Annotated in this window: 15 protein-coding genes; 5 read left to right on the top strand and 10 right to left on the bottom strand. The window is 64.9% G+C overall.

The genetic code is table 11. The features are described from left to right. Positions 1-57: 57 nt before the first annotated feature. On the top strand, positions 58-1,053 hold the full coding sequence (lgt, locus tag HHL22_RS15910) for a prolipoprotein diacylglyceryl transferase (protein WP_317172674.1): 996 nt from the start codon (positions 58-60) through the stop codon (positions 1,051-1,053). A gap of 34 nt (positions 1,054-1,087) precedes the next feature. Here the strand turns inward: lgt and HHL22_RS15905 are convergent, their stop codons facing one another. After that, entirely contained in the window at positions 1,088-2,008 is a 921-nt protein-coding gene (locus HHL22_RS15905) for a hypothetical protein (protein ID WP_169532322.1), read from the bottom strand. Between the two features lie 63 nt (positions 2,009-2,071). Continuing rightward, positions 2,072-2,284 (bottom strand): membrane protein insertion efficiency factor YidD, encoded by a 213-nt coding sequence (gene yidD / locus HHL22_RS15900; protein WP_169532321.1) that lies wholly within the window; start codon positions 2,282-2,284, stop codon positions 2,072-2,074. Positions 2,285-2,457: 173 nt separating this feature from the next. On the opposite strand from yidD, the gene HHL22_RS15895 reads away from it, so the two are divergent. Together HHL22_RS15895 and HHL22_RS15890 are read left to right on the top strand one after the other, a co-directional pair. Further along, positions 2,458-3,348 carry a hypothetical protein gene (locus HHL22_RS15895; protein WP_169532320.1) on the top strand — a complete coding sequence of 297 codons (891 nt, stop codon included), beginning with the start codon at positions 2,458-2,460 and terminating at the stop codon, positions 3,346-3,348. Further along, a complete protein-coding gene (locus HHL22_RS15890; RefSeq protein WP_169532319.1) occupies positions 3,345-5,552 on the top strand; it encodes a helix-hairpin-helix domain-containing protein in 2,208 nt (735 codons plus the stop codon). The genes HHL22_RS15895 and HHL22_RS15890 overlap by 4 nt, the downstream gene beginning before the upstream one ends. A 147-nt stretch (positions 5,553-5,699) precedes the next feature. On the opposite strand, the gene HHL22_RS15885 is transcribed toward HHL22_RS15890, so the two are convergent. The 4 genes from HHL22_RS15885 to HHL22_RS15870 all read right to left on the bottom strand — a co-directional run bounded on the left by HHL22_RS15885 (position 5,700) and on the right by HHL22_RS15870 (position 13,209). Further along, positions 5,700-7,637 carry a DUF3857 domain-containing transglutaminase family protein gene (locus HHL22_RS15885; protein ID WP_169532318.1) on the bottom strand — a complete coding sequence of 646 codons (1,938 nt, stop codon included), beginning with the start codon at positions 7,635-7,637 and terminating at the stop codon, positions 5,700-5,702. An 85-nt stretch (positions 7,638-7,722) separates the two neighbouring features. Continuing rightward, positions 7,723-9,774 carry a DUF3857 domain-containing protein gene (locus HHL22_RS15880; protein WP_169532317.1) on the bottom strand — a complete coding sequence of 684 codons (2,052 nt, stop codon included), beginning with the start codon at positions 9,772-9,774 and terminating at the stop codon, positions 7,723-7,725. 11 nt (positions 9,775-9,785) lie between these two features. Next, positions 9,786-11,870: a DUF3857 domain-containing protein gene (locus HHL22_RS15875; protein WP_169532316.1), complete on the bottom strand. Its 2,085-nt coding sequence runs from the start codon at positions 11,868-11,870 to the stop codon at positions 9,786-9,788. A gap of 103 nt (positions 11,871-11,973) precedes the next feature. Beyond that, positions 11,974-13,209 (bottom strand): MFS transporter, encoded by a 1,236-nt coding sequence (locus HHL22_RS15870; RefSeq protein ID WP_169532315.1) that lies wholly within the window; start codon positions 13,207-13,209, stop codon positions 11,974-11,976. 281 nt (positions 13,210-13,490) lie between these two features. On the opposite strand from HHL22_RS15870, the gene HHL22_RS15865 reads away from it, so the two are divergent. Then, on the top strand, positions 13,491-15,377 hold the full coding sequence (locus tag HHL22_RS15865) for an ABC transporter ATP-binding protein (RefSeq protein WP_169532314.1): 1,887 nt from the start codon (positions 13,491-13,493) through the stop codon (positions 15,375-15,377). A gap of 213 nt (positions 15,378-15,590) precedes the next feature. Here HHL22_RS15865 and HHL22_RS15860 read toward each other — a convergent pair whose 3' ends face one another. From HHL22_RS15860 to HHL22_RS24400, 4 genes are all read right to left on the bottom strand, one after another. Next, on the bottom strand, positions 15,591-16,454 hold the full coding sequence (locus HHL22_RS15860; protein WP_169532313.1) for a COG4315 family predicted lipoprotein: 864 nt from the start codon (positions 16,452-16,454) through the stop codon (positions 15,591-15,593). A gap of 67 nt (positions 16,455-16,521) precedes the next feature. Then, a complete protein-coding gene (locus tag HHL22_RS15855) occupies positions 16,522-17,985 on the bottom strand; it encodes a di-heme oxidoreductase family protein (protein ID WP_169532312.1) in 1,464 nt (487 codons plus the stop codon). Positions 17,986-18,753: 768 nt separating this feature from the next. Then, positions 18,754-19,521, bottom strand: a complete 768-nt coding sequence (locus HHL22_RS15850) for a LytR/AlgR family response regulator transcription factor (protein ID WP_169532311.1) — start codon at positions 19,519-19,521, stop codon at positions 18,754-18,756. A gap of 30 nt (positions 19,522-19,551) precedes the next feature. Continuing rightward, positions 19,552-20,691, bottom strand: a complete 1,140-nt coding sequence (locus tag HHL22_RS24400; RefSeq protein WP_169532310.1) for a sensor histidine kinase — start codon at positions 20,689-20,691, stop codon at positions 19,552-19,554. 302 nt (positions 20,692-20,993) lie between these two features. Between HHL22_RS24400 and HHL22_RS15840 the strand changes: the two genes are divergently transcribed. Continuing rightward, positions 20,994-22,412 (top strand): serine hydrolase, encoded by a 1,419-nt coding sequence (locus HHL22_RS15840; protein WP_169532309.1) that lies wholly within the window; start codon positions 20,994-20,996, stop codon positions 22,410-22,412. The last annotated feature ends 33 nt before the right edge of the window (positions 22,413-22,445 follow it).

Here is a 22,445-nt window from a genome sequence, read left to right as displayed (position 1 = left end):
TCGGCAGCGCCAACCCCGCCCGAAGTACCTTTGACTCCCGTTGTTTTTCTGTTACTCATGATGCACCTGCTCGGCTTTATTACCTGGAACGCTGACCCCATTATTGCCCACCTGGGGCCGCTGCTGCTGCGCTGGTACGGCGTGCTGTTTGCCCTAGGCTTCGTTATCGGTTCGTTTGTGCTCACCCACATCTACCGCAGCGAGGGCGTGCGGCCGTATTGGGTCGATGTGATTACCTTTTACATGGTAGTGGGCACGGTGCTGGGCGCGCGCCTAGGGCACGTGTTTTTCTACGACTGGGATAAGTACAAGGACCACCCGCTCGATATTTTCAAGATTTGGGAAGGCGGCCTGGCCTCGCACGGCGCTACTATCGGCATCTTGCTGGCGGTGTTTATCTTCAGCTACCGCAATAAGTTCGACTACCTGTGGGTGCTCGACCGCATTGTGATTGTGGTGGCCATTGGGGGGGCCTGCATCCGCATCGGCAACCTGATGAACTCGGAGATTGTGGGCAAGCCGACCGATGTGCCGTGGGCCTTCGTGTTTCCGCGCGATACTGAGCATTTGGAGCCCGTGCAGCGCCCGCTGCCGACCGGTGCCGTGCAGGTAGCCGCCGAGCGCGTGCAGTATGCCGATGGCACCCAAGGATACCGGTTGCTGCCCGAGGGCACGACCGTAGCGCCTGACTCGCCGATGGCCGTGCCACGCCACCCCACCCAGATTTACGAGTCGCTGTTCTGCGTATTCTTGCTGGTGCTGCTCTATGGCCTCTGGAACAGGTACAAGGACCACACGCCGCGCGGGCTGCTGTTTGGGCTATTCGTGGTGCTGCTCTTCAGCTTCCGCATCGCGGTCGAGTACCTGAAGGAAAACCAAGTGGCCAAGGAAGGCGGCCTCATCGCCGAATATCACCTCAATATCGGGCAGTTGCTCAGCATTCCCTTCATCCTGATTGGTATATGGGTACTGTTGCGCGCCGGCAAAGACCCGAATAACCGCTACGGTTACGCCCCGCACGAGATAGATGAGCCGGCTGAGGTGAAGCAGTAGCCAGCTGGGGCTAGCGGATGAGGAAAAGCCCGTTCTACAACCCTAGCTCATACACTGCGCCCTGTTCAGTAGTGATTAGCAAGGTGTTGGCGTTCTTAAAGGCGGCGCCTTCAGTTTGGCCCGCGCCTTCCAGGCTAATGTGGCGCGGCGTGGCTTTCAGGATGGCCTCCCAGGTGGCACCTTCCAGCACGTACAATTCTTGCCGGGCCAACAGCACCAGGCGGCGGCCATCGGGCGAGAGGGTAGCGTCGGTCACCTCGCCGGGCAGGGCAATTTTCTGCACGAGCCGGGCGGTGTAAGTGCCGGGCGTTTCGGGCACAGTATACACTTTGCAGGTGCTCTCGGCGCCGCGGTCTTTGGTGAACAAGTACACCTGGCCGCCGTGCCAGAGGCTGGCTTCGCAGTCGAAGTTGCGCTCCTTTTTGGCAGGCGGAAACTCAGTTTGGTCGGGGTACTTGAAGGCGATGCGGCCCACTTGGCTGGGGTTGTCGGGCCGAAAGCGCAAGATGGCCAGGTTGCGGCGGTCGTTATTATTATTGCCGCAGTCGCCCATGTAGTAGTTGCCGCTGGGGTCGCGGCTCAGGCTTTCCCAGTCGTGGTTGGGTGCCCCCAGGGTGAAGTTGTCCAGCTCGTGCCCGGTGCCGTCGATGCGAAACACAGTGGGCGTGGTGCCGTCGTCGCCGAAGGTGAAGTAGCTGCCAGCCTGGGGCGCCGCGCATAGCCCCGAGCTTTCGCGCACGTTGTCGGGCAGCGTGCCCACTCGGCGCAGCCCGCTGGGTAGCGCTTGGTCGGTGTCTTTATCGCCTTTCTTCTTTTTGTGGCCGCCCTTCTTACCCTTTTTGCCCCCGTGGTCCTGGGCCAGCGTTTGGGCGGTGTCGGGGGCGTCGGAGGTGGCGGCGGGCGAGCAGGCGGCCGAAAGCCCGGTAGTAAGCAGCAGCAGCAACGGTAGCTTCATAAGCTGCCTTGTACGCGGAAGCTACCCTAGGCAGTTAAACTTCGCCCTACAAAACCCGCCTATTTACGGCACCGGGTCGTGGCCGTGGCCGCCCCAGGGGTGGCAGCGACCGATGCGCCGCAGCGCCAGCTGGCCCCCGCGCCAGGCGCCGTACTTACCGATGGCCTCCAGGGCATAGGCCGAGCAGGTGGGCGTGTAGCGGCAGCTCGGCGGCGTGAGCGGCGAGATAAACAGCTGGTAGAAGCGCACGAGCAGCAGCAGCAGGCGGCGGAGCATAGGCAGAAAAGGCCGGGCGGCGCAGTAAAGTTCGGGGGCCCTAGGCAGTAGCGACGAGCGCTAAGTAAACCCAACAGCTGCTACCAGGAAAAGCACGGGCGCTAAGTTGAGTAAAGCAAATTATTACTCACAGAACAGCAGTATCTTTCGCCAGATATTGCGCTAGTGTGCCTATGCCTAATTATTTACAAATAGCAGTTTATTTATTTCTACTTGCACCGCTGGCCGCCCAGGCTCAGGGCGGCGGGCCAGCCACCCACGGCGCGCGGGCCCAGGCCCTGGGCGGGGCCGCCACCACGCTCGCCGGCGAGGTATGGGCGGCGGCTAATAATGCTGCCGGCCTGGGCACTCTCACGCAGCCTGCGGCCGGGGCCTACCTCGAAAATCGCTACCTTATTCCGAGCCTGAACCTGGTAGCGGCGGCCGTGGCCGTGCCCCTAGGGGTAGTAGCGCCTGAAACTGCCGGGCAACCGGCCCGCGCCAGCCGGGGCGTGCTGGCCGCCGAGGGGCAGCGCTTCGGCGGGGCCCTCTACAACGAGGTGCGCCTGGGGGCCGCCTACGGCTACCGGCTGGGCATCATCAACATTGGCGGGCGGCTGGAGATGCTGCAAGTGAGTCTGCAAGACCTGGGCAGCCGCCGGGCGCTGGTGGGCTCGCTGGGCGGGCAGGCCGAGCTGCTGCCGGGTCGCCTCACCTTCGGCGCCTACCTCTACAACCTCACCCAGGCCCGGCTAGCCACCTACCAGGACGAGCGCGTGCCCACGGTGCTGCGCGCCGGGCTGGCCTACCGCCCCAGCAAGCAAGTACTGCTGCTGGCCGAAGCCGAAAAGGATGTGGAGCGCGCCGCCGGCCTGCGCGCGGGCCTCGAATACCTGCCCGCGCCGGCCGTGGCGGTGCGCCTGGGCTACGCCACGCTGAGCGAGCAGGCCACGGCCGGCGTGGGCGTGGCGGCCGGCAATTTCCACTTCGACTACGCGGCGAGCTGGCACACGGTGCTGGGGCTGAGCCAGTTTCTGAGCGCCAACTGGCAGTGGCAGCGGCCGGCCTCGCCTCCTGCCGAATGAGCGGGCTTACCCTCTTGCTAACTGTCGGCACCCCTAGGGGCACCGGCAGGACTCGGCCTAGCCAACTACCTAATCATCCGGGCTTTGGCTGGCGCCTGGCCCTAGGGCTGCTTACGCTGCTTGGGCTGCTCGGCAGCCGGGTGGGGCAGGCGCAAACCTACCCGCGCCGGGCGCCCGAGTTCGACCGGCTGGCGCAGGAGCTATTTGCTGAAATCCAGACCGACCAGATTCCCTACGAGGACCTCTACGGCACGCTGCTCAACCTCTACCAGTCGCCGCTAAACCTGAACACGGCCACGCCCGAGGAGCTGCGCGCCCTGCCGCTGCTAGCCGAAAAGCAGGTGCAAGCCCTGCTGCGCTACCGCCAGGCCAACGGCCCGCTGCTGAGCGTGTATGAGCTGCAAGCGGTGCCCGAGTGGGACGTGCGCACCATTGCGCGGGTGGCGCCCTTCGTGGCGGTAGAAGCCCCTAGGGCCAACGCGGCGCGCGGACCCTTATGGCAACGCATTAAGAGCGAAGAGAATAACGCCTTGCTCCTGCGCTACCGGCGCGTGCTGCAGCAGCAAAAAGGGTACACGCCGGTCGACACCTTTCAGGGCCGGCCTACACTGCGTTACTTGGGCTCGGCTGATGCCTGGGCGCTGCGCTACCGGGTGGCGCACGCCCACGATTTCAGCCTGGGCTTCACAGCTGAGAAAGACGCGGGCGAGCCCATAACCTGGCAGCCGGGGCGCGGCCAGTACGGGCCCGATTTTATATCAGCCCACGCGGTATTCTACGACCAAGGCCGACTGAAAACCCTGGCGCTGGGCGACTACCAATTGCAGTTTGGGCAGGGGCTCTTGCTGTCGTCGGGCCTGGCGCTGGGCAAGGGGGCCGAAACCATTACCAACCTGCGCCGGGCCTCGCTGGGCGTGCGGCCCTACACGGCGCTGCTCGAAAACACGTTTTTTCGGGGCGCGGCGGCCACCTACCAGCTGGCGCCCGGCTGGGAAGCCACGGTCTTTACTTCGCGCAAGAACCTGGACGCCAGCGCCCGGCAGGCCACCGACTCGCTGGCGCAACTGGCCGAGTTTAGCAGCAGCCTGCTGCTAACGGGCCTACACCGCACGGCCAGCGAGCTAGCCAACCGCCAGCGCCTGAGCGAAACCGTGGGCGGCGGCCACCTCGGCTACACTAGCCCCGATGGCAACCTGGCCCTCGGAGCCACGGCCGTGGCCACGCACTACGGCAGCGCGTTCCAGAAGCGGCCCGAGCCCTACAACCGCTACGAGTTCAGCGGCCAGAATAACCTGGCGCTGGGCGTGCACTACAGCTACGGCTACCGCAATTTGCTGCTCTTTGGCGAAAGCGGGCGCAGCAGCGGGGGCGGCCTGGGCACCCTCAACGGCTTGGTAGCCAGCCTGGGCCCTCGGGTAGATGCGGCCGTGCTGCTGCGGCACTACGGCCCCGATTTTCACACCTTCTACGGCAACGCGCTGAGCGAGAACACGCGCACCATCAACGAAAGCGGGATGTACGTGGGGCTGAAAGTGCGGCCCCTTAGCCGCTGGGAGCTAAGCGCGTATCTCGACCAATTCAGCTTTCCGTGGCTACGCTACCGCGTCAGCGCCCCCAGCCAGGGCCGCGACCTGCTGGCCCGCGTGTCCTTCACCCCTACCAAAACCAGCCTGCTCTACGTGCTCTACCGGGCGCGCCTCAAGCCGCTCGACCTGGCCGCCAGCCAGAGCGGCCGCGCCCTGCCGCTGCCCGGCCAGCAGCTGCGCCACTCGCTGCTGCTCTACTGCGACGCGCAGCCCACGGCCACCGTAGGCTTGCGCACGCGCCTGCAAGCCAGCTTCTTGCGCGATGACGACAACCTGCCCTGGCAGCGCGGCTACGTGCTCAGCCAGGATGTGCAGGTGCAGCCCCGGCGCGGGCTGCTGCTAGCGGCCCGCTACGCCCTGTTTGATACCGACGACTACGACACGCGCCAGTACATTTTTGAGCAGGATGTGCTGTACGCGTTTTCCATTCCGGCGCTCTACGGACAGGGCACGCGGGCCTACGCCCTAGCCCAACTCACGCTCAACAAGCACTTTACGCTGTGGCTGCGCTACGCCGACACGCGCTACCGCCACCAAAGCACCGTGGGCTCGGGGCTAGAGCAAATCCAGGGCCCGGCCCGCTCCGAGGTAACGGCCCAAGTGCGGTACCGGCTGTGAGTTGTTGGCTGTCTATTGTCTCCTTAAAGAAAAGGCAGCTGTCATTGCGAGCGCAGCGCAGCAATCGCACCAGAACAATCCGCCTAAGGTGTCGTTCTGATGCGATTGCTTCGCTCGCGCTCGCAATGATAGATAATGTGACAACAGCTACGCCTCGTGCTTTACCAGCACCAGCTGGGTGTGGTCGGCCTGGTTGACTTTGCGGCGGAAATCCTGGTACTCAGGGTATTTGGCGGCGGGCAGGGGCGTGCTGCCGTTGGGGCGGCGCAGCTCTAGCTGGCGCACGTACTGCAGGGTGCCGTCGGGCAGGGTGGCGCAGGTGCTGCGGTAGGTGCCGTAGGCGGTGCTCAGCTCGGTGGGGGCGGGCAGGTTATCGATTTTGAAGCCGGTGGGCAAGTGCAGGCGCACGGTATCCTGGTAGAGGGCGGCGGGCGGCAGGGCTAGCGGCGTTTCGCGGGCGCCCACCTGGGCGGGCAGCGCGGCCAGGCGGCCCAGCAGGTTGGGCTCGAGCAGCAGGCGCTGGCCGGCCGGCGTGGCCAGGCCCGACAGCTCCAGCCCTAGGGTCTCATTCACGCTGGGCAGCGCGTCGGTGGCGGGGCCAGCGGCCAGGCGCAGGCTGGTGATGGTGAAGTGACTCAGCGGCAAGCGGTTGGATACGTAGCGCTTTTGCTGCTCGGGGTCGCCTTCGTGCAGCAGCTGGGCGTAGGTATCCTGGGCCAAGCCTACGCGCTTGGTGCGCACCGTAGCCTTGGCGCCGCCGTCGGCCGTCAGCCAGAGGTCGGTGCGGCGCTGCTGGCGGTTGGCCTGGGCGGCGTAGCGCGGAGTGGCCACCAGGCGGCCGCCTTCGGGCGTGAGCAGCAGGGCGTGGCGGTTGCCCGTGAAGGAGCCCATGTAGCCAAAGGCATCGGTCTGGCTGGTGCATTCCAGCCACACCGTGTCGGCGGGCGCCGTGCCGTGGGCCGCCAGGGGCATGCACAAAATAACGTGGTTGAACTGGCTGCTGGGAAACTCCTGGCGCACGTCGGCCTGGTCGCGGCCGGCTTTCACCAGGGCCACGTAGGCGGGCAGGCCAGCGGCTTTCAGCAGCGCGCAGGTGTAGTTGCTCAAGGCCTTGCAGTCGCCGTAGCCGCCGCTGGCCACGCTGCTGGCGGGGGCCGTTTGCCAGCCACCCAGGCCTAGCTGCACCGAAATGTAGCGGGTTGTGCTTTGCACGTATTCGTACACCTTGCGGGCGCGGTCGCGCGGATTAGGGGCCTCTACCAATAGCTGGGCCATCTTGGCGGCCACGGCGGGCGGCAGCTGGTCGCGGCCCTGGCCCAGCTGATACACCCACTGCCCTAGGCTCTGCCACGACGCCAACGACCCCTTGTAGCCCTGCACCTCAAAGGCCGCGGGCGCCAGACGCACGGCCGGCAGCAGCGTGCTGAGCGGGGGCGCCAGGGGTTCCTCGTCCACGGCCGGGTGGGCGGGCAGCTGCCAGCGGTAGGTAGTTTGCGCGCCGGCCACCACGGGCGCGCTGGCCGCGCCGGGCGGCAGCAGCTGCTCGTGGTAGCGCAGGGGCAGGCTGGTGGGGGTAGTCACTTGCAGCGTCGCGCCCTCCAGCGCCACGTTTTCGGCGTGCTGGGGCTGCCAGCTGGGGTAAAAGAGCGTGTTGTCCGATACTATCTCGTAGTCGAATTCCACGGTGTAGGGGCCGCTGGGTTGGCGCAGGTCGGCGTAGCGCACGCGCACATCGGTCATGAAGCTGCCGTCGGCGCTGCCCACGCCCTGGTCGTGCACCTCGGCGGCGCGCAGCTGGTGCAGCAGCAGGCCATTGGCGTCGTACACGGCCCCGCGCAGGTAGCCGATGCGGTTGAGGGCGCTGTACTCGATTACCAGCTGGCCGTAGCTGTCGCTGCCCGCGCCATCGAGCACCGTCACCACTTTGTGCACGGTATTCACCAGCTGGCTGGCCGATTTCACGGTCACCACCTCGTCGTAAGCGCGCACCACCGCGTGGGCGTTCTCGCGCAGGGCAGGCGCAATGGTGGCTACCGGGTACTTGGGGGCGGGCGCGGCCAGCACGGCCAGGATAGTAAGGAGCATACAGGTAGTTTTTACTTACGAAGTGAATAAAGGCGCATGCCGCGTCCCACGAGGCATGACATGCTTTTAGCCCATGTTAAGGACGCTACCCCGCCTTTTTCACTACCAGCGCCTCAGCCTGCTTGGCCAACATCTGGCGGTACAGCTCGCGCAGGGCGTGGTACTCTTCGGGGGTATACACGGGCTTATCGAGGGTGAGGCGGCTCATGAGCTGCACGGTGCCGGGCGCGGGGCTGCTGGCCGAGTACACGTAGCGCCCGCCCTGGCCCGGCAGCACCAGCACCGCCGGCTTGGGCAGCTCGGCCACGTAGCCGGGTGGCAGCGTTAGCGTCAGGCTGATGATTTCCTGCTGGGTCATGCCAAAATCGACCGGGAAGTTGCGCGTAGCCAGCTTGAAGGGGTTGCTACCCTCGCCAAAAACCGCCAACGGACTCACGAACAGCTCCTGGGCGGTGCCGGGGGTGGCGGCCGTCTGGTGCAGGGTGTAGCGCAGCCCTAGGGCCTTGTTCAGGTCGGCCACCCCCTCGAAGGTATAGGCCGGAATTTCGCAGCTGGGGTGCTGGCTGGCCAGCTCGGTTATAAATTTTTTCTCGCCCAGCTCGCTCAGCTTGCCGCGGGTTTCGAGGCCCGCGTAGCCGCCAAACTGGTTCTGCACCTGGCTGGTGAGGTTGCCCTGGGCGTCGAGGGCCATCTTCACATCCTGAAAATGCACGTAGCTGGCGCCGGGCGCCAAGTCTACCCAGCGGCCCTCGCCCTGCCGGGGCACCGTGTGCCCTAGGCGGCTAAGGCAGCGGCGCGGCAGCACGCCGGCCGGCAGCAGCGGCTCGGTAGCGTCGAGCAGCAGCTCCTTGCCATCGGGCAGCGCCACCAAAGCCACCACGTAGTTGAACTGGTCGAGCTGCGGATACTCTTGCACCACCCGGCCATGGGTGCGGGTGCTCAGTATCAGGGGTTCGGCGCTCAGGCCGGCTTGGCGCAGCGCGGCTAGCAGCAGCAGGTTCACATCGGCCGAGGTGCCGCGGTGCTGCTCCCAGGTGCGTTTGAGGGGCGTTTCGGTGAAGAGGCGGTTGGCCCCGTCGTACTTCACGTTTTTGAGCACCAGCTCGCGCACGGCCAGGGCCCGCTCGCCAAAGTCGGGGTAGCGCAGGGTGAGGGGCTCCACGCTGGCTTGCAAGAAGTTGTCGTGCTCCAGCACCTGCCCGAACGACTGGTGGCGGCGCAGCAGCTCGTTCATCTTTCCCCAGGTTTCGGTCAGGTCGCGGTATTCTTGCTGGGGCCACTGCTCGCCGGCCAGCTCGCAGTCGATGCGCGTCACGTAGTCGGCCGGGGTGGTGATGAAAGGCTCGCTCCGCACTGCCGGGGCGTCGCGCACCACCCAGCGGTGGTCTTCGGTATTCACGCTTATGCCGGAGCTGCCACTGTCGAAGGCTCCGCTCATGCCCGTGTGGTGGGCCAGTATCAGCTGCACCGAGCCGGCGCCCTCCTCGTTCACAGCCAGGGGCTGGTAGCCGTGAAATAGAAACTTGTAGCGGTAAAAGCGCGGCAAAGTGGTGCGGTACTCGCTCCAGCGCGTGGGAATATCCCGCTGAAACTCCCAGTCGGGGCAGTCACTCAAAAAGGATGACGTGACCGTGTAGGCGTACTCCACCACGGCGCCTTCTTGCACGGCCGGCAAAGTGAATTTCTGAATAGTCACCCGGTCGGTGCGCTTCTCCACGAAGATGTTGGCTGCTTCTAGCTTGGTGCGTACCAGCTTGCCATCGGCGCCGCGCACGTAGGTGAAGCCGCGCAGATTGCTCAGCTTCTCGGCGTCGCCCTCGCGGTGGTACAGCGGCACTTCCACGGTGGCGTAGTCGTAGCCGGCTTTCTTGAGAATCTTGAGCCGCACCAGCCGCTCGTGGATGACGCGCATCTCACCCGTGGGGCTACCGAAGCGCGTGGTGCCGTAGTCGCACAGCACCACGGCGGCCGCGCCACTGTCGGCCACAAAGTTCTTGGCCTCAAAATCGGCCGGGTCGGGCTGCCCAAACTTGATGGGCGCGGGCTGCTTCGACTGGGCCAGCGCCGGGCCGGCCAGCAGCCCTAGGGCCATGGGCAGGGCCCACCGCCGCCAAAGCGCAAGTAGGGTTGTGTTCACCGCAGGCCGCTTTATTGTTTCTTAATGACCATGGCCTCGGCCTGCTTGGCCAGGGCCAGGCGGTAAAACTCGCGCAGGTTGCCGTACTCCTCGGCCCCGTACACGGGCTTGGCCAGCGTGAGGCGGCTGATGAGCTGCACGGTGCCTGGCGTGGGGCTGCTGGCCGAAAACACGTAGCTACCGCCCTGCTCGGGCAGACTTACGTTGGCGCTCTTGGGCAGCTCGGCCACGTAGCCGGGCGGCAGCGTCAGGTTAATTAGCACCACGTCCTGGGTGGGCGCCCCTAAATCGACCGGAAACCTGCGCTGCGCGTTATCGAACGGGTTGCGGCTTTCGCAAAACGAAGCCAAGGGCTTGAGGTACAGCTCCTGCGCGGTACCGGGGGTGGTGGCCGCCTGACGCACCTCGTAGTGCAGGCTCAAGGGCTGGCTCACGTCTGCCACGGCCGCAAACTTATAGCTGGGCACTTCCCAGTTGGTGTGCTGGTTGGTTAGCTCGGTCACGTATTTTTTCTCACCCAGCTCGGTGAGCTTGCTGCGGGCGCTAACTCCCGAGTAGCCGCCGTGCTGCTCCTGCACCTGGCTGGTGATGTTGCCCTGGGCATCAACCGTCATGGTTACCTGCTGGTAGTGGCTATGGCGCTGGGCGGGCACCAGTTCCACCCAGCGGCCCTCGCCCTCGGCCGCGGGCACCACCAGGCGGCCCACCTGGTTGAGGCAGCGCTGGGGCAGCACGCCGGCGGGCAGCAGCGGCTCGGTGGCGTCCAGTAGCAGCTCTTTTTTATCGGGCAGCGGCACCAGGGCCACCACGTAGTTGTATTGCTCCAGCAGGGGCGAGCTGACGCTGACGCGGCCGTGGGTGCGGGTGCTCAGCAGCACCGGCTGGGCGGGCAGGTCGGCCTGGCGCAGGGCCGCAATGAGCAGCAGGTTCACGTCGGCGGCGGTGCCGCGGTGCTGCTCCCAGGTGTGCTTGGCCGAGCCGCTGCCTACCGCGCGGTTGCTGCCGTCATACTTCACGTTGCGCAGCACCAGCTCGCGCACGGCGGCGGCGCGGGCGGCGGGGTCGGCGTACTGGGCTACCAGCTGCTGCACCAGCTCCTTGAGGAAGCCGCCCCGGTTGAGTACCCCGCCAAAGTCGTCGCTTTCCAGCAGGCTGGAGTTAATCTTGGTCCAGTCGCCCAGCACGTTGCGGTAGGTACCCCCTAGGCGCTCGCCGGCCAGCTCAAAGTCGATGCGGGCCACGTAGTCGTCGGGGGTGGTCATGTAGGGCTCTTCGCGCAGGGCCGGCACGTCGCGCATGGCCCAGTGATAGTTCGTGACGCGGGCATTAATGGTCTGCGCCTCGGTGGAGGTGTGCGACGTGCCCCCACCCTGCCACGCCGACCCGCCCGTCGTCGTTTGCACCCGCTCGGAGGCCATATACTGGGTCATGCCGTCCTCCTTCTGCGAAATGGCCAGGGGCTCGTAGCCCTGCATCAGCATCTTGTAGTCGAAGTATTCCGGAATGCTGGCCCGGTACTCGCTCCAGCGTGTGGGGATGTCGCGCTGAAACGCCCAGGGCTGTAAGTGGAAGAAGAAGTCCGACGTCACCGAGTAGGTGTATTCCACCACGGCGCCCTCGCGCACGCCGGGCAGCGTAAACTTGCGCACCCGCGTGTTCTTGGTGCGCTCCTCGGTAAACATGTTGGCGCTTTCCAGCTTCACCTTCTCCAGCTTGCCCCCCACCATGTTGTAGGTGAAGCCCTTGAGGCTGGTAATCTTCTCCTCGTCGCCGTCGCGGTGGTACAGCGGTATTTCGACGGTGGCGTAGTCGTAGCCCGCCTTCTTCAGAATTTTGATGCGCGTGGTGCGCTCGGTATCCATCTTAAAGCTGAGCCCATCGACGCGGAAGCGGGTGGTGCCCACGTCGGAAAGTACCACGGCCGCCGCGGCGCTGTCGGCCACAAAGTTTCTGGCCTCAAAATCGGCCGGGGCAGGCTGCCCAAACTTGATGACCACTGGCTGCACCGGCGCCTGCTGGGCCGCCGCGGGCCGGGCAGCTGCCAGGGCCAGGCAGCCCGTGGTGGCCAGCCCGTAACTACGTAGCAGTTTGTTCATAGAACAGAAAAAAGTAGGTTTAAAGAAGTGCGAGTAAGCTGGTGCTTAGCAGCGGATAAAAGTATAGCAAACTCCGCTAATTCTCACCAATTATCCACCAACTTTACACCACTTCTTCAGGAGCCGCCACGGCCAGGGCTTCGGCGGCCAGGGCGTCGCTTTCGGGCCTAGGGCGCGGCGGCGCTTGCACCCCCAGCAGCAGGTAGCCGATGGCCGCCAGCACGCTGGCCAAACTCAGGGCGTGCACGTAGGGCAGGCGGCCGGGTTGGTTGTCAAAAATCCAGCCCGCCAGCAGGGCCCCCAGCCCAATGCCCACCTCCAGGGCAATGTACATGGTGGCAATGCCGCGCCCGCGCCGGGTGGGGTCGCTTAGGTCCACCGTCCAGGCGTAGAGCGTGGGCGAGTTGAGGCCGGTGCCCAGGCCGAAGATGACAGCTCCCACCAGAAACACCGGCACCGACGGCGACCACACCAGCACGGCCAGCCCCAGGGCCAGCACCGCCGCCGACCAGCGCAGCACCGGCACCCGCCCGTGGGTGTCCGACACCTTGCCCGCCGCCAGCCGCACGCCCAGCGACGAGGCCGTGTAGCAGATGTAGAACAGGCCCTTGGTGGGCCCGGCCAGCCCCAGCAGCTGGCTCTGGTCGGGAATGACGGTGAGCACCGCGCCGTAGGGAAACAAGCACAGCAGCGTGGTGAGGGCCGGCGCCGCCACCCGCGGCTCCAGTATCTCGTTGGCCTTCAGGCGCAATAGCGACAGGCTAAAGCGGCGGCGCTGCCCTAGGGGCAGGGTTTCGGTGAGGGTCCCTTGCACCAGCACCGACAGCAGCGCTAGGCCCGCCGAGCAGTAAAACATGGTATTCAGGGAGAAGTGTTCGGCCACCCACGAGCCCGCCGCCGGGCCGGCCGCCATGCCCAGGCTACCCGTGACGCCCAGCAAGCCCATGGCCTCGCCCCGCTTGTCGGCCGGCACAATATCGGCCACGAAGGCGGCCGTGCCGGTGGGCTTGAAGCCAGTGCTGAAGCCGTGCAGCAGCCGCAGCAGCAAGAAGCTGCCCACCCCCAGGGCCCACGGGTAGGCCAGCCCGCACAGCACGCACACCAGCGAGCCCAGCACCATCACCGGAATGCGCCCCACGGTGTCGGAGAGCTTGCCCGAAAACGGCCGCGAAATGGCCGCCGTCAGCGTGAAGAGCGCGATGATGAAGCCTTTGTACTCGCCGCCGCCCAGGCGCGTGAGGTGCGCCGGCAGCTCGGGCAGCAGCAGGTTGAAGGACGCAAAAAACAGAAACGACGACAGGCACATCAGCCAAAAGCCGCGCGAGTAGGAACCGAGCATAAGTACCGGCAAAGGTCGGGGATGGTAAGGGAGTAAATGAGTAGGTGAGCAAAAAAGCACGTCATGCTGAGCTTGCCGAAGCGTCTCTACCACGCCGCCTAGGGTATCGTTCGGTAGAGATGCTTCGGCAAGCTCAGCATGACGTGCTTTTTTGCTCACCTACTCACTTACCCATTTACTCCTTTACTCACCTACCCATCTACCCATTTACTTAACTCACCGCACTCTGCCAAAATGGCCCCTCCCCCACTCCGGCCCCAAATGTGCCCTAGGGCTAGCCTATGCCGCTAAGTGACTTATTCCAAAAGATTTCCGCCAAAAACCCCAGCCACGGCCACGGCCCCGATAAGCCCGTTGTGAGCGTGCGCGAGCGGGCCGCCGCCCTGCGCCACCTACCCGCCTTTCTAAAGCTCATCTGGGAAACCTCGCCCGCCCTGACGCTGGGCAACATTGCGCTGCGCCTGCTGCGGGCCGCCGTGCCGCTGGCACTGCTCTACGTGGGCCGGCTCATCATCGACGACGTGGTGGCGCTGACCAAGCTGCCGGCCGCCAGCCGGGCCCTAGGGCCGGTGTTCGGGTTGGTGGCGCTCGAGTTTGGCCTGGTGCTGCTCACCGATGCGTTGGGGCGCGCCGTGGCCCTGCTCGATTCGCTGCTCGGCGACTTGTTTGCCAACGCCTCGTCGGTGCGGCTGATGCGCCACGCGGCCGAGCTGGACCTCGACCAGTTTGAGGACAGCAACTTCTACGACAAGCTGGAGCGCGCGCGCCGCCAAACGCTGTCGCGCTCGGTGCTCATGAGCCAGGTGCTGGCCCAGGGCCAGGATGTGGTGACGCTGGTGCTGCTGGCCGGTGGGCTGGTGGCGTTTCAACCGTGGCTGCTGGGCTTGCTGCTGCTGGCCGTGGTGCCCGCCTTTCTGGGCGAAAGCCACTTCAACGAGCGCAGCTACTCGCTCTCGCACTCCTGGACGCCCGAGCGCCGCGAGCTGGACTACCTGCGCCAAACCGGCGCCAGCGACGACACGGCCAAGGAGGTGAAAATCTTTGGCTTGTCGGACTTCCTCATTGCCCGCTTCGAAACGCTTTCTGACCAGTTTTACCGCCAAAACAAGGCGCTGGCCCTGCGCCGCGCCAGCTGGGGCACGGTGTTCGCGGCCGTGGGGGCGGCAGGCTACTACGGCGCCTACCTCTACATCATTCAGCAGGCGGCGGTGGGCGTCATTTCCATCGGTCAGCTCACGTTTCTGGCCGGCTCGTTTGCCCGCCTGCGCGGCTTGCTCGAAGGCATCCTGAGCCGTTTCAGCCAGGTGGCCGACGGGGCGCTGTACTTGCAGGACTTCTTCGACTTCTTTCAGATTCAGCCCCTTATCGTGCGCCCCACCCTAGGGCAGGCGGTGCGGCCGTTTCCGAGACCCATCCGCCAGGGCTTCACCTTTGAGGATGTGGGTTTTAAGTATAAGAGCGCCGAAAAGTGGGCCCTGCGCCACCTCAGCTTCGAGCTGCACGCGGGCGAGAAGCTGGCCCTGGTGGGCGAAAACGGCGCTGGCAAAACCACGCTCGTCAAGCTGCTGGCCCGCCTCTACGACCCCACCGAGGGCCGCATCCTGCTCGATGGCCACGACCTGCGCGAGTACGACCCCGCCGAGCTGCGCCAGGAAATCGGCGTCATCTTCCAGGATTTTGTGCGCTTCCAGCTACCCGCTGGCCAAAACCTGGCCGTGGGCCGCATCGAAGAGCGCCAAAACCAGCCTCGCATCGAGCAGGCCGCCCACCAAAGCCTCGCCGACTCGGTGATTGCCAAGCTACCCCTGGGCTACGACCAGATGATTGGCCGGCGCTTCAACGGCGGCGTGGATCTAAGCGGCGGCGAGTGGCAAAAAATAGCCCTAGGCCGCGCCTACATGCGCGAAGCCCAGCTGCTCATCCTCGACGAGCCCACCGCCGCCCTCGACGCCCGCGCCGAGTACGAGGTGTTCGAGCGCTTCAAGGAGCTGACCCAAGGCAAAACCGCCGTGCTCATCTCGCACCGCTTCAGCACCGTGCGCATGGCCGACCGCATCCTAGTGGTCGAAAACGGCCGCGTGCAGGAAATCGGCTCGCACGAGGAGCTTTTGGCGAAGGACGGGCGCTATGCCGAGCTATTTGCGCTGCAGGCGGCGGGCTATCGGTAAGGGCCTAGGCCCGAGCTGAGTACCTTGACGAAAACTGAATCTATTTTGCGCGCAACAGCCCCCAATATTCCAGCGGTTCCTACGCGTTAAGTAAGAACCGCTGGAGTACCGGGGGCTGTTGCGCGCAAGATGGATGACTCAGTAGGGCAGCCGTTATAGTTTACACTATTTAATCACTCTTTTCGTGAAACTTACAGCAGCGGTAGTCGCTACCTAGGGCATGGCGACGGCCCAGTCGCCCCCTTCCCCTTCAATTTTAGCGCGCACGCCGTTGTCGGCCACGAAGTAGTAGAGCGGGCTGCCCTTATAGGTAGTTTGCAGGCGGGTGCCGCCGTTCGGGCCATCAGTGCGCGTGATGGTGCCAAAGTCACTTGCTTTCAGGCAAGAAGGCACCTTCAGGTTAGCCTGGTAAAAAATGGGCCACGCATCCGTGCAGCCGCCCGTGCAGTTAGTGGCCTGGGTAGTTGGGTGGGCGGCGTCCGCACTAAACGTGTAGAGCGTGCGGCCTTGCGGGTCAATCAGATACGGCTTAAAGCTGGTCTTACTGGTCACCTTGTTTTCGACCGCGCCCATTGCTACCATCACCGTATAGTCGGGGCGCACCACGTACCATACGTCGCCGATACCGTTGCCCTGGGTTTGGCCGGGTTGCTCGCGCACGTTCTGGCTGCCGGTGGGGGCGGCGTAGTAGTACAAGGGCCAGCCCTTATACAGCGTCTGGTTTTGCCCCCCCGCCGTTTTGCCAGTCGTAAAGTCGGCCGCGTTCAGCCCGGCGCCCACTGTAATAGCAGGCGCGTAAAACACGGGCCACTGGGCCGCGCAGGCCGCGGCCCCGCAGTTGTTGGACCCACTCACGTCGAGCGTGAAATAGTAGAGCGTGTTGCCCTGCCCATCGGTGAGGAAGGAACCCAGCTTGGCATCGTTGGCTAGCTGCACGGCGGGCGGAGCAGGGGTGGGCGCTACGGCATCCTCCTTCTTTTGGCAGCTGCTCAGTGTCAAAACCACCAACAGAAAACCAGCCAGGGTGCGGGCCGAGCAGCGGGCCAGCCAGTGAAAGCGAATAGTAAAAAGGGCCATACTAGGGGAATATAAGATTTTGTAAGCTAAGCCTTTAAAAAGAGGTGTTTACTGCAAGAGAAAGAATTTACAAAGAGTTAACAAAGGCTACCAGGGCATTGCGGTCGGCCTGCGAGAGCTGCGCCACGTAGCGGCGCGAGAAGTCGCCTTCTCCACCGTGCCACATCACGGCTTCCAGCACGTTGCGGGCGCGGCCATCGTGCAAGTAGTTGGTGTGGTTGCTGGTGACTGCGCTCAGGCCTAGGCCCCACAGGGGAGGGGTGCGCCACTCGCTACCAGTAGCCAAAAAGTCGGGCCGATTATCAGCCAAGCCGGGGCCCATATCGTGCAGCAGCAAGTCCGTATAGGGGTGAATAGTCTGGCCACCTAGGCCATAGGGAGCCATTGGGGAGGTGCGTAGCGCGGGCGTATGGCAAACGGCACACTTGGCGGAAATAAAGAGGGCCTGCCCGGCCTGCACCTGCGGGTCGCTGGTATTCCGCGTGGCGGGCACCCCCAGCGTACCCGTGTAAAAAGCCGTGGAGAATAGCGCGTCGGTATCGATGTCCGTCGGCGTGGTCGAAGCGGCGCTGTTTTTGAGCATCAGCGCAGCGGCCGTTATACTCGACAAGCCGCCCGAAGGCAATTTGACACCCGGCCCTTTCTTGTTGCGACCGCCGCCCGGCACGTTAGACTCGAGCGGAAAGAACGGGCTAGTAATGCCCAGGTCGCCGTTAAAGGCCGCGGCGGCTTGCTGCAGTAGGTTGGGCTGGTTGGCTTTCCAGCCGAAGCGGCCCAGCACCGTTTGCTGCGCGGCAGCATCCCACACGCGGTTAGGCCGGCCCGTAATGCCGTCATGGTCCCTGTCGTCCGGGTCGGCCAGGGCCACGATATCCTGCTCCGCTACGGCTTCGAGCAGGCCTAGGCCCGCTATTTGCGGCCCAATGCGAGGAGAAAGCATGGTGCCGGCCGGCAAGGCTACGGACGGCGTATAGGTGGGCGTGCGCAAGCTGTAGGCCTGGCCATCCACAAAGGCCTGGAGCTGCTCCACGTAGGTGGTGCTCACGGTGCCTTCCGGCCCAATGCCCACCGCCCCGTTCACGATGGCAAAGGGTTGAATCTGCCCCCCAATGCCCGGCACCGGGTTCGGGCCCCCATCGTCGGCTACCCCCGGCGCGCTCACGCGGAAGAGGAGCTGCGGTACCTGTGGGTCGAGCCCGAGCGGGCTGCGCCCCCCGGCCACGTGGCAGCCGCTGCACTTGTTGTGGTTCCAGAGCGGCACGAGCTGCTGGAGCGAAAAGACCTGCTCGAAGTTCCCCTGCCCCGTGTTGTGGTAGGTGACGTCGGGGCCCATCAACGCGGGGGAAGGCTGGTTGAAGGCCTGCTCGTCGGACCGGTTAACGGTGTTGCTGCCCCCCGCGGGGCCAGCAAAGTCGGTCGATGAAGTACCTGGGCCGGCTTTGGCGTCCTGGCTCACGCTCGTGCCTAGGGGCCCGGTGTCGTCCTGCGCTTTCTCACAGGCACTCAGCACCGTGGCACTGAGTAACGCCAAGCACGCCTGGCGCCAAGAATAGTAGAATGGCTTCAAAGTCGAGGTGTTTTGATATGAAAAAAATAAGATTGTGCTGCAAATTACGGCAGCAGATGTCAATCTTATTTTCTTTAAATACCACCCTTATTGGAAGCGATATAACTAGTTTTTAAACAATGCTATTGGATACATAATTTGTTAAGATATTTTTAATATTAAACTACTGATTTTCAAGATATAAATAATAAAAATAATGTGATTTAATTTGCCTTAATGCTGAGCTTAATATGATTAATTTCAAAAGAATTAAAAAAAATACACGCACAATTATATAATATTTTTTCAGCTATTTTAATCGAACAAATAAAATATAATTTTTTAAATAAATAATGCCACGTTCATTTAACGCGGTGCTTACGATTAAATAACTAAGTAACCAGGATACCCTTCTATTCTGAATGCACCAATGCCCGGCGTGGCCGACGCTAAATTTCCCTGCCACGCATCTCGGCCGCCTGCTACTTTGGCGCGGCAACCCCACAGTATAGTTCGCCAGTCCCCGGCACGTCATGGCCTTTGTAGCGTCGCCGTCCTGGCCGTTGCCATTGGCAGCGCGGGGTACAACCACCTGAACAGGGGCACCGCGTAGCCACGCCGGCACGACGGCGCAGGTAGTGAAGCAAGAGATGAGGGTGGCTAAACAAACGGGATAAACCCTACTCGTAGTTGGCGTAGGTTCCTGGCTAGTGCGCCTTATTACCTAGGCCTATTAGGCGGCCTCAAAGCGGCCTACAGCTGCTGATAGGAATGCAAGCAAGCTAGAAAGGCTTCGCGGTAGCTGTCGCCAATGGGCAGCAGCTGGCCGGCTACCTGCACCTTGCCCCGCTCCACGTGCTCGATGTAGCGCAAGGCCACCACGAATGACTTGTGAATGCGCACGAACTGGCCCGCGGGCAGTGCCTCCAGCACCCGCTGGAACGATTGCAGCGTCAGCAGCTTGTCAGAGCCGGTGTGCAGCAGCAAGTACTCCTTGCGGCCCTCAATGTAGCGCAAGTCGGCGAAGGCCACGCGCTGGAGCCGCGCGCCGTGCTTCACGAACATGGCCTCGGCGGCGGCGGGCGGTGCCGGGGTGGACGCCGGCAGGCGCGGCGCGGCGGGCAGCAGGGCCAGGCGAGCGGCCGCCAGCTGCCGCACTTTCAGGGCCGCTTGCAGGAAACGGTCGAAGGCGATGGGCTTGAGCAGGTAATCGGCCGCTTGCAGGGTGTAGCTCTGCACGGCATATTGGTCGAAGGCGGTGGTGAATACCAGCAGGGGCGCGGGCGCGGGCAACAGCTGCGCCAGCTGCACCCCGCTGAGGCGCGGCATGTGGATGTCGAGAAATACGACGTCCACGGGGTTATCCTGCAGGAAGGCCAGGCCGGCCAGCGCCTCGTGAAACTGGCCGCGCACCGTCAGAAACGGTATTTGGGCGCAGAAGTCGGCCAGCAAGTCGAGGGCCAGCGGCTCGTCGTCGAGCAGCACGCAGGTGAGCGGGGGCAAAGCGCCGGGGGCAGCCATAGGACGGGTGGAAATAACTGGCGCCTAGGCCTAGGCCCAGCTCAGCTGTAGCGTTACGGTATACTCGGTGGCACTGGCCTGCACGGCGAGGGTGTGGCGGCCGGGGTAGAGCAGGGCCAGCCGGCGGCGCAGATTGGCCAGCCCTAGGCCCCCGGCTGGTAGCGGGCCGGCTGGGGCGGCCGCCACGAAGTTGTGCACCACGAAGCGCAGGCCAGCGGCGGTGGCCTCCAACTCCAGGCACACGGCGGCGGGACGGGCGGCCAAGTCGCCATGCTTGAAAGCGTTTTCGGCCAGCGGCAGCAGCAGCAGCGGAGCCACGGGAGCAGCCAGAGCGGCCGGGGCCACCTGGGCGTGCAGCACGATAGCGGCAGCAGCCTCCGCCTGCGGCAGGCGCAGGCGCTGCAAGTCCAGGAAGCCTTGCAGGTGGCGCAGCTCCTGGGCGAGGGGCACGGTGTCGGCGGCGCTTTCGTAGAGCAGGTAGCGCATGCTTTCGGCCAGGCGCAGCACAGCTTCGGGGGCGCGGTCGGACTTACGGCTGGCCAGCGAGTAGATGTTGTTGAGGGTGTTGAACAAAAAGTGCGGGTTGAGCTGAGTTTTGAGCATGGTCAGCTCGGAGAGCAGCTGCTGGTGCGCGTGCGCCTGGCGCTGGCGCTGGCCGCGCAGGTAGTCGAGGGCCACGTACAGCCCGGTGCTGAGCAGCAGGATGCTGGCGTTGAGCAGCGCCAGCAGGCCCAACACTTCGGGCAGGTGGCCGCGCAGGTGCGTGGTGGCCCCCAGCAGCCAGTAGGCCAGCGTAGACACGGCTAGGCGCAGCCCGCTGCTGGCTGCCAGCACCAGCAGCGCGGTGGCCACGAACCGCCCCACCCGGCCGCTGCCCAGCGTGCGCGGCACGAGCCACCACCAGGTGCCATAAAACAGCGCCGCCGTGCAGCCGTCGAGGGCCACGTTGCGCACCACCCACACGTGGTTGAAGGCCAGCGGGTGCGCCGGGGCCACTGTCTGCCCGTAGTACATCAGCCCGTCGAAGCTCAGCACGACGGCCAGCAGCAGGGCGTGCACCCAGCCGGGGATGGGCATGGGCACCGGCCCGGCCGGCGTGGCCCGCGCCCGGCGTAGCCAGGCCTGCGCCGGCGCAAGGAAGGAAAAAGGCAGCGCCCAGGAAATAGTCACGCGGAGCAGAAGGGCAACGGCGGGCAGCAGCACCGGCCGTAGTTGCCGCGCAAGATAGCCGGCTGCTGGCCCTAGGCCCCCGCTATTCAACCAACGCCGCCGCTGGCTGCCCCAACCCACCGGCCGGCTCTACCAACCTGGCCGGCCCGTCCGCGCCAACCTGGCCCGGCCCGGCAGCGGGCGTTGAACCGGATTCTTTGGGCGTTGCGGACGGCCCGGCGGGGGTTGGTTGAATAGCTGGGCGGCCGGGACAGCGCCCGGTTAGGTTTGCCACGGATTCACAGTTACCTCTCCTTTCTGCCATGAACACGCCCTTTTGGTTTCGCCGGGCGGCCACCCGGCTGGCTGCGGCCACCCTGCTGCTGGGGGCCGCGCACGCCTCGCCCGCCCAAACGCCTCCGTCCGCCCCGCCCACCACCGCGCAGCTGGCGGCCTACGTGCGGCAGTTTGCGCAGGCCGGGCGCTTCAGCGGCACGGTGCTGGTAGCCGACCAGGACCGGGTGTTGCTGGCGCAGGGCTACGGCCTGGCCGACCAGGGCCGGCGCGAGGCCAACACCTCCGCCACGCGCTTCCGCATCGGCTCGCTCAGCAAGCAGTTTACCGCTGTGCTGGTGCTGCAGCTAGTGGAGCAGGGCCAGCTGAAGCTCGACGGCACGGTGGCCGACTACCTACCCGACTATCCGCTGCCCGCCGGCCGCCAGATTACCCTGCACCAGCTGCTCTCGCACACGGCCGGGCTGCCCGACTTCACGCGCCTGCCAGTTTTTGCCGAGCTGGCCCGGCAACCCCGCACGCCCGCCCAACTGGTAGCCTCGTTTGCCCAGGAGCCGCTGGAATTTGCCCCCGGCACCCAGTTTGCGTACAGCAACTCGGGCTACGTGCTGCTGGGGGCTATTCTGGAGCGCGTGACGGGCCAGCCGTATGGCCAGCTGCTGCGCGAGCGCATTGCCCGCCCCCTGCGCCTGACGGCCACCAGCTACGACCTGGCGCTGCCCACCGGCCCTGGCCGGGCCACCGGCTACGGCAGCGGGGCCGACAGCCTGACGGCCGCTTTTGCCCTCAACCCTACCCTAGCCTACGCCGCCGGGGGCATTACCAGCACCGCCCCCGACCTCTACCGCTGGAGCCAGGCGCTGGATGGCAATAAGGTGCTTTCGGCCGCCAGCCGGCAGCGGCTGTTCGCGCCCGTTCGCAACCACTACGCCTACGGCTGGCTGGCCCTCACCACAGCCCTAGGGCCCGACAGCCTACGCACGCAGGAGCACAACGGGGCCATCAACGGGTTCACCTCGCTGCTGGTGCGCGTGCCGCAGCGCCAGCAGTGCCTGGTGCTGCTCGACAACCACGCCGACCCAACCCTGCCGGAGCTGCGCCGGGGGCTGCTGCGCCTGCTGCATCAACTGCCCGCCAGCCCTCCCCTCGTTGCTGCTCGCCCCGCGGCCAGCGGGCCGGGTGCCCCCACGGCCACTCAATTAGCTGCCTACGTGGGCGTGTACGAGCTAGCCCCTACCTTCCGCATCATCGTGCGCGAGCGGGGCGGGCAGCTCTACGTGCAAGCCACTGGGCAGCAAGAGTTTGCCACCGACGCAACCACGGCGGCGCTGTTCACGCTACGGGGCGTGCCAGCCAAGGTGGAATTTGTAGCGGATGCGCAGGGCCGCGTGGGGCAGCTGGTGCTGCACCAAGGCGGGCGCGACACCCCCGCCCCGCGGGTGGAGTAAACAGTAGCAAATGCTTGCTGCTTGATTGATGGC

This window comes from Hymenobacter polaris, assembly GCF_012927305.1.
GTDB lineage: Bacteria > Bacteroidota > Bacteroidia > Cytophagales > Hymenobacteraceae > Hymenobacter > Hymenobacter polaris.
Note: the sequence above shows the minus strand (reverse complement) of the source record. Positions and strands in the feature narration are given on the sequence as shown.